We start from the raw sequence: 3602 nt of genomic DNA on the forward strand, positions 1-3602 counted from the left end.
GCTCAGCGAATTCGGCCTCGGTCAAGGTCGTTTCTCCGATGGCTATACGCCAATCGAAGTTAATGAGTGCGTCCAGTCCGAACAGGGAACCGCCGCTGCTGCGTTCCCGATTATCTCCTTCGCCAGCGCGCACCTTGGCCCGCAGCTTGGGTTTCTTCCGGCTTGCGGCTTCCCACCAGGCCGGGAGCAATACGAGCCAGCCTGAATCAAGCAGACGCTGGCTGTCCATCGTCAGGAACTGCCATGCCGCTTCGTCGGATAACGGCTTGTTGAGCACTTGTTCACCGGTGTCATACAAGTAACGTTCTGGCAGAATGGCCCGCAGACTTTGGAGCCATCCCGGCGACCGTTCCAGAATGTGAGGAGTCCATGCTTCTTGCCAGGTTCCAAGGGCCTCTCCGTTTGCGCTCAGGCGCACGGCCGCAAGATCAGCAGCATCTTGTTTATTCTGCAGCACGAGCCGAAGACGCCAGTCTTCAGCTTCATCATCAGGTTCCAGCAGCTGAAGCAGCGGACGGAAGGGCGCGGTGTCTGCTCGCCAACCGATAGCAATTAACCAGGAACGGGTATCCATGCCCTCGATGCCCATACGGTTTCCTGAGAAGAGCAGTGGGAATTCCCGGCGCAGATTGGCGGCAGCTTCCTCACTTCCGTAACAAGAGCTGTGTACTGCCGCGGAGTAGGTTGCGTGCAAGCCTTCATTCCAGATTTCATCGGAGCATAGCTCATCGAGCAGTGCCTGTTCTTCAGAATGGAAGCAGTGCATATCCCATTCCCACTGAAGCTTGCCGGCTTGAAAGGCGCTGAAGCTCGGCATGAATTTCGTATCTTTGATCGATGCTGCCAATGAGGGGGCGATCTGAATGAAAGGAAGGCAATCGGCATCCCAGACCCATTCGATATGCTCCAATAAACGGCCTTCTGCGAAAAAGCCAAGCACTTGCTCAGCCGGCAGGATGATGACCTCCATGTCGGAGACGGTCTGGACCATTAGTTCTGTTCCGAAGAACTATTCCTCATGCCAGGCGAACAAACGGTGTTTCAGATATTGTCCGGACACATAGCCGTTCATGACGGTCGAGCCGTAGATGACGGCATCACCGTATTCACTTAATGCCATGTGAACGGTAATGGTTGTGGTATGTTTGCTCATGATATCAGCTTTCCTCTCCGGAGCTCTTCCTGTAATGCGCGAAGGCGGCTGTTACGCACCGATAACGACAGGATGAACTCTTCCCAGCGCTCCTGCTGCTTCAGCTTCTTGTACAGCTTGGCGAGGCGTTTGAGCAGCTTCACGGCTGCTTTGTAGCCAGCTCGATTCTTATGCAGAATGTAGCGTTCCACGGCCTGATGATAGAAGGGGAGCAGCAGTTCCGGTGCATGCTTCTCGATCGGAGCCAGCTCGCTAACCCGTAGTTCTAACGGCTCCAAGCCAGTGCTAAGCTGATAATCCATCCATTCCCGCCATTTGCCGTGATCGATTAAAGCTTCCTGATAGATTTCCTTGGAGGATGGAAGCAGCGTGACGAGGCTGTCCCACATCATATCCGCTGCTTCCGGCAGATGGTTCACGACTTCATTCCAGTAGTGCTGGTAACCGGCCAGCGCCGCGTTTCGTTGATTGCCAAGCAGCGGGCTGATCTCCGATAACCATCTGGCGAGCCGCTCCCACTGGCTGGCGTTATACAGCATCTGGAACAAAGTGACGAGAAAGCCCTGCGGGAGCGGGGCGGACTGCTCGGCTTGCCGCAGTAAATCCAAAGCTTCCCGGTCCTCTTCTAAAAAGAGATGCATCATGCTCCGGGCAATCATCAAGCTCGATGGGGAGAGGGACTGAGCCAGCTCCGCTTCTGCCGATTCCAATTGATTTAACTCCGTCTGGAAGGCATGGCGCTCATGTTGAACATTCGGATAGATCCAGTTCATCCACATCCCAGCGTACACTTGGGTATAGAATTTGCGGTTTTTCTGCTCAAGCAGCATGTTACGTCTTACGTATTCGATCGTTTCAGCGAAGCGCTGTTCCCATGCAGCGTCAGCTGGTTCAAATTTGATCGCTCCCTTGAACATATCCTCCAGCTTGGCCACCACGTGATCCGCTGCAATCTGCGTATGGTAACCGATATACGACCCGGATGAATTCCATACATTGCCGGGAGGCTTCACTAGCTTGCCGAGCACAAAGAGCAGCGCATGGAAGTCGAACAAGGTATCCAGGTTGGCCGTTAATGGCGGCTTGATATGATGGAGGGAGGCGAGTGCATTTTTGGCATAAAAAGAATTCTGGGTGTTGCTTCCAAGTGAAGCCGTGCAGATCTCGAACAGATCGTGCCACTCCGAAACAGGCAGCTCAGGCAACCTGTCCGCTTTTTCTTTCCACTTCATCGCACCGGCTGGCAGCGGCTTATCTTCAGTCTGGCTTAGCCCATCCCTTGAGTAGGACGTGGCAGTGTATAGAGTAGAATGTACGTTGACCAGAGCGTGAATGGATCGACCTTGCCGGTTGGCATAATCGAGCAATACCGCCACCATATGCTTGCAGCCGCTTTGAACCGGGCAACTGCAATGACTATCGTCCAAGGCATGAACATGAAGCTCAACCCGGTACGTTTCAGATCCATCTACGGTCGCATTAACAATTCCGTCAGCCGTGTGGTCTATCTCGCTCTCGGCGATACGGCCCTGCTTGTAGTATTGAAAGCCCCGTTTGATTGTAACGTCACTGAACGTGGCCGCCGTCTGTTGAATCAGAGTCTGCCATTGTATATCGTCTAGGATTGTATTTGAATTCATAATCGAACCAGTCTCCTAAGAGAGAATGAAATTAGTATCCATTAAATCTATCACATTCCTATAGATGAAGAAACCAGCTGACACGAGCTCGCGCGGAAAAAGCCCGCATAGGGTACGCGGGCTTTGCGCTTGGACTAGATAATAAGAATGGTAGTTGTAAATCCCATAGTATCCGAGCTAATCTTACAAACGACGATTTTTCTTCTCGTCAATATAGAGCTCTACGGCTGTGATTGCCCGAATAAGCAGTTTAATTAGCAGGTAGAGGGCATATAACCCAAGCAGCATAAACAGTCCGTTGATAATGAAGTAAAATGCAGACCAGATCGTCATCATCGAAGATGTTGAACTCATTTCGTGTTCCCCCCTTTTGTCATAAGTTACTCTTCTCTAATGTCGAACATGCGGGTCACTTTATCCCCAAGCGAATGTAAATATAGAGAATAATTTGCTTTGGATTAGCCCCGAACTCACCCAGCTAATGTAACATATGGTCTGGAGGAATTGTATAGTTCTCCCAGATTTTTTGTCAATCAGATATAAATACCCTTGTTGCAAACCTCTTGGAACAACAGAACAGTAAAAATGCGAATGAATATAGTTCCTAATACCTATTCATTTAATGTGTTTCGATTCATATGGTTTGAATCTCGTATAAGGAATAAGCACACGCGCATGAGTCGCTTAACTTCGTTTATGCGCGGGTTATACTCAATAACTCAACAGGCCTAAGGCTGCCGTCTCGTAGGCACATACAGGATGGATTGGACGGGAATACGCAGTAATCGTCGGAATTCTCACTTACCCAA

General features: G+C 50.8%; 4 protein-coding genes. All 4 read right to left on the reverse strand.

Annotated features, from left to right (window positions below; genetic code table 11):
- On the reverse strand, positions 1-991 hold a 991-nt coding region (locus tag ACFRAK_RS27250), incomplete at its 3' end, for an SNF2 helicase-associated domain-containing protein (protein ID WP_394572918.1).
- 18 nt (positions 992-1009) lie between these two features.
- Positions 1010-1153: a hypothetical protein gene (locus ACFRAK_RS27255; protein WP_394572919.1), complete on the reverse strand. Its 144-nt coding sequence runs from the start codon at positions 1151-1153 to the stop codon at positions 1010-1012.
- On the reverse strand, positions 1150-2793 hold the full coding sequence (locus ACFRAK_RS27260) for an SWIM zinc finger family protein (RefSeq protein WP_394572920.1): 1644 nt from the start codon (positions 2791-2793) through the stop codon (positions 1150-1152). The genes ACFRAK_RS27255 and ACFRAK_RS27260 overlap by 4 nt, the downstream gene beginning before the upstream one ends.
- Positions 2794-2976: 183 nt before the next feature.
- Positions 2977-3147 carry a hypothetical protein gene (locus ACFRAK_RS27265; protein WP_023959900.1) on the reverse strand — a complete coding sequence of 57 codons (171 nt, stop codon included), beginning with the start codon at positions 3145-3147 and terminating at the stop codon, positions 2977-2979.
- Positions 3148-3602: the final 455 nt, after the last annotated feature.

This window comes from Peribacillus sp. NPDC056705 (genome assembly GCF_043656335.1).